Origin of the sequence: Kitasatospora sp. NPDC093558, assembly GCF_040683475.1 — a bacterium.
Taxonomy (GTDB): Bacteria; Actinomycetota; Actinomycetes; order Streptomycetales; family Streptomycetaceae; genus Kitasatospora.
This window is the reverse complement of record NZ_JBFBDY010000376.1, coordinates 1-6,202: the sequence shown is the minus strand read 5'-3', so window position 1 is coordinate 6,202 and position 6,202 is coordinate 1. Positions and strand designations below refer to the sequence as shown.

7 protein-coding genes are annotated in these 6,202 nt (G+C 73.3%); 5 read left to right on the top strand and 2 right to left on the bottom strand.

Annotated features, from left to right (window positions below):
* Positions 1-691: PQQ-binding-like beta-propeller repeat protein (locus tag AB0O00_RS26770; RefSeq protein ID WP_363655906.1), on the top strand; the 691-nt coding region annotated here is incomplete at its 5' end.
* Between the two features lie 7 nt (positions 692-698).
* Here the strand turns inward: AB0O00_RS26770 and galE are convergent.
* On the bottom strand, positions 699-1,685 hold the full coding sequence (gene galE, locus AB0O00_RS26765; RefSeq protein ID WP_363655904.1) for a UDP-glucose 4-epimerase GalE: 987 nt from the start codon (positions 1,683-1,685) through the stop codon (positions 699-701).
* Between the two features lie 219 nt (positions 1,686-1,904).
* Between galE and AB0O00_RS26760 the strand changes: the two genes are divergently transcribed.
* Entirely contained in the window at positions 1,905-2,978 is a 1,074-nt protein-coding gene (locus tag AB0O00_RS26760) for a trypsin-like peptidase domain-containing protein (RefSeq protein WP_363655909.1), read from the top strand.
* A 168-nt stretch (positions 2,979-3,146) separates the two neighbouring features.
* Here AB0O00_RS26760 and AB0O00_RS26755 read toward each other — a convergent pair whose 3' ends face one another.
* Positions 3,147-4,316, bottom strand: coding sequence for a sensor domain-containing protein (locus AB0O00_RS26755; protein ID WP_363655908.1), 1,170 nt, complete (start codon positions 4,314-4,316; stop codon positions 3,147-3,149).
* Positions 4,317-4,666: 350 nt separating this feature from the next.
* Between AB0O00_RS26755 and AB0O00_RS26750 the strand changes: the two genes are divergently transcribed.
* The 3 genes from AB0O00_RS26750 to AB0O00_RS26740 all read left to right on the top strand — a co-directional run.
* Positions 4,667-5,083, top strand: coding sequence for an NADH-quinone oxidoreductase subunit A (locus tag AB0O00_RS26750; RefSeq protein WP_363655902.1), 417 nt, complete (start codon positions 4,667-4,669; stop codon positions 5,081-5,083).
* Entirely contained in the window at positions 5,074-5,727 is a 654-nt protein-coding gene (locus AB0O00_RS26745) for an NADH-quinone oxidoreductase subunit B family protein (protein ID WP_363655900.1), read from the top strand. Before AB0O00_RS26750 ends, AB0O00_RS26745 begins: the two co-directional genes overlap by 10 nt.
* Positions 5,724-6,202, top strand: a 479-nt coding sequence (locus AB0O00_RS26740) for an NADH-quinone oxidoreductase subunit C (protein WP_363655898.1), incomplete at its 3' end; no start/stop codon positions are given. The genes AB0O00_RS26745 and AB0O00_RS26740, both read left to right, overlap by 4 nt.

Below are 6,202 nucleotides of genomic sequence, written 5' to 3'. Positions count from 1 at the left end.
GCCCGTCCTGGTGGCCGGCGCCGCGTACTACTACGGCGGCGGGCGGCTGCGCTGCGTCGACCCGCGCGGCGCGGGCCTGCGCTGGTCCTTCCCGGTCGGCGAGGACGTCCCGTCGCACCCCGTCGAGCGCGGCGGCGTGCTGTACGTGACGGCCGGCACCCGGGTGTACGCGCTGGACGCGGCGAGCGGCGTCGAGCGCTGGCGGTTCGAGGCGCCGGTGGTGCTCTTCACCCCGCCCGCGCTGGACGCGGACGCCGTCTACGTCGCCGACTACCTGGGCACGGTGTACGCGCTGGACGCGGCCACCGGCCGGGACCGCTGGCGCGGCGCCACCGGCAGCCGGCAGGGCGCCGAGCCGGTCGTGGTCGGCGAGGGCATGGTGCTGGTCGGCAGCGGCGAGGTGCTGTACGCGTTCGAGGCGGCCACCGGCCGGGAGCGCTGGCGCTACACCGCGCGCGGCGAGATCGTCGGCTCCCCGGCGGTCGCGGACGGCCTGGTCCACCTCGGCAGCCGGGACCACTCGCTGCACACGGTGGACCTGGCGAGCGGTCAGCTGCGCTGGGAGCTCGGCACCAAGGGCGAGCTGACCGGCTCCCCGGTGGCGGTCGGCGGCCGGGTGTTCGTCGGCTCCAAGGACCGCTGCGTCTACGCGCTGGACGCCTTCTACGGCACGGCGGTGCCCGCCCGCTGACCGGGCCCTACGGCGTCCGGGCCTCCGGGTGGCGGTGGCACCAGCCCTCCCACGCGGAGGCGACCATCTCGGCGACGTCGTAGCGGGCGTGCCAGCCCAGTTCGCGGCCGATCAGGTCGGCGGAGGCCACCACCCGGGCCGGGTCGCCGGGGCGGCGCGGGGTCACCTCGGCGGTGGTGTCCCGCCCGGTGACCTCGCCGATCAGGGCCAGCATCTCGCGGACGCTGACGCCCTCGCCGCGGCCGATGTTGAGCACCAGCGCGGTGTCGCCCGGCGGGTCGGCGGCGAGCCGGCGGGCGGCGGCGACGTGGGCGGACGCGACGTCGGACACGTGGATGTAGTCGCGCACGCAGGTGCCGTCCGGGGTGGGGTAGTCCGCGCCGAAGATGCGCGGCGCCCGGCCGGTGGTGAGGCGCTCGAAGACCATCGGGACGAGGTTGAAGATCCCGGTGTCGGCGAGCTCCGGCGCGCCCGCGCCGGCCACGTTGAAGTACCGCAGCGAGATCGTCGACATGCCGTGCGCCCGCCCGGCGGCGGCGACCAGCCACTCGCCGGCCAGCTTGGTCTCGCCGTAGGGGTTCATCGGCGCGCACGGGGTGGTCTCGGTGACCAGGTCGACGTCCGGCATGCCGTACACGGCGGCGGACGAGGAGAACAGGAAGCGCCGCACGCCCTCATCGGCGGCGGCCTCCAGGACGGTCTGTAGGCCGAGCATGTTCTCGCGGTAGTACAGGAACGGCCGCTCGACCGACTCGCCCACCTGCTTCTTCGCGGCGAAGTGCAGGATCCCCGTCACCGCGTGCTCGCGGATGGCGGCGGACACGACGGCGCGGTCCAGCGTGGAGCCCTTGACGAGCGCGACGTCGGCCGGCAGCCGGCTCGGTTCGCCGGTGCTGAGGTCGTCCAGGACGGCCACGCTCTCGCCCGCGTCGAGCAGCTGACGGACCACGTGCCCGCCGATGTATCCGGCACCGCCAGTGATCAACCAGGTCATGGCACCGATCCTAGGCCGTCCGGTTTTGACCGGTCTCGTCGGGCGAGTCCAGCCAGCAATTCGGACAATTCGGTGAAATGCTGACAAAGATTTCTGTGCTCTCGGCCTGGTGACGAATCGGAGGCAGCCAAGGTGAGCCGAAAGAAGGAACACAACCGCCCCCTCCCGGCCGGTCCGCGGCCGACCGGCCCCAAGGCGGTCCCCGGCGCGGTCGCCGTGCTGACGGCCGCCGCGCTGGCGCTGGCCGGCTGCAGCAGCGGTTCGTCGTCGTCGGCCAAGTCCTCCTCCGCGAGCCCGGCCGCCTCCTCCGCGGCTTCCTCATCGGCCAAGACGGGTTCCTCGGCCCCGCCCGTGAGCGGCAACCAGCTCCAGGACGCGTACCAGAAGGTGATCGCCGACGTGCTGCCCTCCGTGGTGCAGATCACCACCGGCGACAGCCTCGGCTCGGGGATCGTCTACGACGACAAGGGCGACATCGTCACCAACGCCCACGTCGTCGGCACCGCGACCACCTTCACCGTCACCCTGGCCAACAGCACCAAGTCCCTGGACGCCAGTCTGGTCGGCAGCTACCCCGACTCCGACCTCGCGGTGATCAAGCTGAGCAGCCCGCCGGGCGGCCTCAAGCCCGCCGCCTTCGGGGACTCGGGCAAGGTCCAGCTGGGCCAGATCACGCTCGCCATGGGCAGCCCGCTCGGGCTCTCCAGCAGCGTCACCCAGGGCATCGTCTCGGCCACCGGGCGGACCGTCTCCGAGCCCAGGGGCGGCGGGTCGCCGGGCGCCACGATCGGCAACATGGTGCAGACCTCGGCCGCGATCAACCCGGGCAACAGCGGCGGCGCGCTGGTCAACCTCGACAGCCAGGTGATCGGCATCAACACCCTCGCGGCCACCGAGCCGCAGGCGGGCGGCGCCGCCGCGCCCGGCATCGGCTTCGCGATCCCGGCGTCCACCATCACCAACATCGCCGACCAGCTGATCAAGCAGGGCAAGGTCACCAACTCCGGCCGGGCCGCGCTCGGCGTCACCGCCAGGACCAGCTTCAACCAGCAGTTCCAGCCGGCCGGGGCGGTCGTCGTCACGGTCAGCGCGGGCGGCCCGGCCGCCTCGGCGGGGCTCCAGCCCGGGGACGTCATCACCAAGCTCGGCGACACCGCGGTCGACTCGCTGAACGCCCTGACCACAGCGCTCGCCTCGCTCACGCCGGGCGGCAAGGTCACCGTGACGTACACCCGGGACGGCGCGTCGCAGACCGCCGACGTCACGCTCGGCACGCTGGAGACGACCTCCTAGCGGCCGGACCCCTGGACCCCGGTACGGCCACCGGCCGGGCCGCACACCGCGCAAGGGTTCCGCGGTCCGGCCGTGCCGCACCGGAGCGGCGCCGGCGCCCCGTCACTGCCTCGGCGGGGCGCCGGCGCCTTGTCGCGTGCCCGGGGGGTGCGTCGCGTGCCAGGGGGCTCAGTGGCGGGCGGTGCGGGTGCGCCAGGGCAGCTCGACGGTGACGGCGGTCGGGCCGCCCTCCGGGCTCTCCACCAGGAACACGCCGTCCACCGCCTCGACCCGCTCGGCCAGCCCGGCCAGGCCGCCGCCCGGGTAGGCGGACGCGCCGCCCCGGCCGTCGTCCTGGACCAGCAGCATCAGCTGGTCGTCGGAGCGCCAGACCTCCACCGAGGCGCTCCGCGCGCCCGAGTGCTTGGACACGTTCGTCAGCAGCTCGCTGACCGTGAAGTAGGCGATGCCCTCGACCGCCGAGTCCGGGCGCTCGGGCACGCCGTCGGGACCGCGCAGCTCGACGTTCACCCGGACCCCGCCGGGGACGGTGCAGCGGGCCGCCACCGAGGACAGGGCCGCGTCCAGGCCGCGGTCGGTCAGCACCGCGGGGTGGATGCCGCGGGCCAGGTCGCGCAGCTCCTTCAGGGCCAGCTTCACCTCGCCGTGCGCGTTGTCGACCATCGACGCCGCGGCGGCCATGTCCTCCGGGGTCTCGACCTCGCGCATGCGCTCCTTGGCCATGCCGAGGTCCATCGCCAGCGCGACCAGCCGGGCCTGGGCGCCGTCGTGCAGGTCGCGCTCGATCCGGCGCAGGTCGGCGGCGGCGGTGTCGACCACCGTGCCGCGGTCCTCCTCCAGCTCGCGCACCCGCTCGGACAGGGCGCCGGGGAACAGCAGCGCCTCGACCAGGATCCGGTCCACTGCCGCCTCGGCGCGGATCACCCACGGCAGCACCGGCCACAGGACCACCACGCTGACCAGGGTGACGGCGAAGCTCAGCACGCCCCACGGCAGCAGCAGCACGCAGTACAGCGCCGAGCGCCAGTTCAGCAGGTCGGTCAGGTTGGCGATGGCGAAACCGGTGACGCCCGGACGCCGCCGGACCACCGGCTCCGGCTCGCTGATCTCCGAGCCGTACGCCGACCGCGCCCGGCGCCGGGCCAGCGCGCCCAGGCCGCGGCAGCCGGCCAGCCCGCCGGCCAGCAGCGGCAGGCCGATCACCGTCACGGACAGCCCGAGGCCGACCGACAGCATGACGGCCGTGAAGACGAACCCGCCGATGCCGATCGGCAGGTTCAGCAGCAGCTGCCCGGCCTGCCGCCACATCCGGGCGCCGTACAGCGGGGCGCGCTCCATCCGCGCGTCCTGCTCCTTGACGGCGTCAACGGCGCGCCGGGTCAGGGGCTTCATCAGGATCCACCGTCCCTCTCGATCTCGTGGACCAAGCTTCCCGAACAGGGGGCGCGTGGGGCCATGGGGGTGATACATCTCCTGGGCCGGGGGTTATCCCCACCCCTGCCCGGATGCCTCCGGGCGGTACGGGGACGTCCACCGGTTGTCCATGTGATGTCTTGCGGAGCGGGCAGGGTTCGGGTGGAGCGGAGCCGTCCCCTTAGACTCACGCATTGGCCATGGTTATGACCGTGCAAAAAAGCGACGTAGAACTGCCTTGAGGGGCGGTTCACGGCCGAGTGGAGGGCGAAGGCATGGAGTGGCGGCAAGCGGCTGCCGTCGCGGCCGACCCGGCGGTCGGCGGCGGCTACTTCGACGCGTACGCGGCGATGGGACTGCTCGCCGTCGTCGGCGCGCTGTTCGTCACCGTCGCGTTCACCGCCAACCGGCTGCTGCGCCCGGTGGTGTACTCGCCGGAGAAGCTCCTGGCCTACGAGTGCGGCGTGGACCCGGTGGGCGAGGACTGGGCGCACACCCAGATCCGCTACTACGTGTACGCCTTCCTGTACGTGATCTTCGCGGTCGACGCGATCTACCTGTTCCCGTGGGCGACGGTGTTCGCCACCGCCGGGTACGGGGCCGGGACGCTGATCGAGATGTTCCTCTTCATCGGCTTCCTCGCGGTCGGGCTGCTCTACGCCTGGAAGAAGGGCGTTCTGGAATGGACGTGACGCACAACCACTCGCACGCCGCGCCGGGCGGACCGGTCCCGCTCGGGCTCCCGGACCCGTCGCGCCCCGGCGCGATCGAGCGCCGGAGCATCGGCCCGCTGGCCCGGCTCGCGCCGGACCCGGTCAAGGTCGTGCTCAACTGGGGCCGCCGCTACAGCCTCTGGTGCTTCAACTTCGGCCTGGCCTGCTGCGCGATCGAGTTCATCGCGGCCTCCATGGCCAAGCACGACTTCATCCGGATGGGTGTCATTCCGTTCGCGCCCGGCCCCCGGCAGGCCGATCTGATGATCGTTTCCGGGACGGTGACGGACAAGATGGCGCCCGCCGTCAAGCGCCTCTACGAGCAGATGCCCGAGCCGAAGTACGTCATCTCCTTCGGCGCCTGCTCCAACTCCGGCGGCCCGTACTGGGACTCGTACTCGGTGACCAAGGGCGTCGACCAGATCATCCCGGTGGACGTCTACGTGCCCGGCTGCCCGCCGCGGCCGGAGGCGCTGCTCCAGGGCATCCTCAAGCTGCAGGAGAAGATCGCCGCCGAGTCGCTGCCCGGCCGCTACGCCGCGCCCGCGTCGGCGCTGCGGCGTCCGCTGGTGGCGGGACCCGCCGGGTCTTCGGGCCCTTCGCCCGAGGGAGGCGTGTCGTGACCACGGCAGAGCAGTACGCGGCGTCGGTCGGCGAGTGGGCGACCGGCGCCGAGGCGTACGGGCTGATCACCGTCGACGTGCCCGCCGAGCACTGGATCGAGGCGCTCACCAGCGCCCGTGACGGGCTCGGCCTGGGCTTCTTCGACTGGCTGAGCGCCGTCGACGAGCTCGCCGACGGCTTCTCCGTCGTCGCCCACCTGGCCTCCGCCGAGGGGCATGCGGTGCGCCACCTCGCGCTGCGCACCCGGGTGCCGCGCGACAAGGCCGCGCTGCCGTCCGCCGTGTCGGTGTACGCCGGCGCCGCGTGGCACGAGCGCGAGACCCACGAGATGTTCGGCATCGACTTCCCGGGGCACCCGCACCTCGTCACCCTGCTGCTGCCGGACGGCTTCGAGGGGCACCCGCTGCGCAAGGAGTTCGTGCTCGCGGCCCGCGTCGCCAAGGCCTGGCCGGGCGCCAAGGAGCCGGGCGAGTC

Bases quoted from the DNA above. Each gene is read 5' to 3' on its own strand.
- galE (WP_363655904.1), bottom strand. From the start codon at position 1,685: ATGACCTGGTTGATCACTGGCGGTGCCGGATACATCGGCGGGCACGTG.
- AB0O00_RS26755 (WP_363655908.1), bottom strand. From the start codon at position 4,316: ATGGAGCGCGCCCCGCTGTACGGCGCCCGGATGTGGCGGCAGGCCGGG.
- AB0O00_RS26750 (WP_363655902.1), top strand. From the start codon at position 4,667: ATGGAGTGGCGGCAAGCGGCTGCCGTCGCGGCCGACCCGGCGGTCGGC.
- AB0O00_RS26745 (WP_363655900.1), top strand. From the start codon at position 5,074: ATGGACGTGACGCACAACCACTCGCACGCCGCGCCGGGCGGACCGGTC.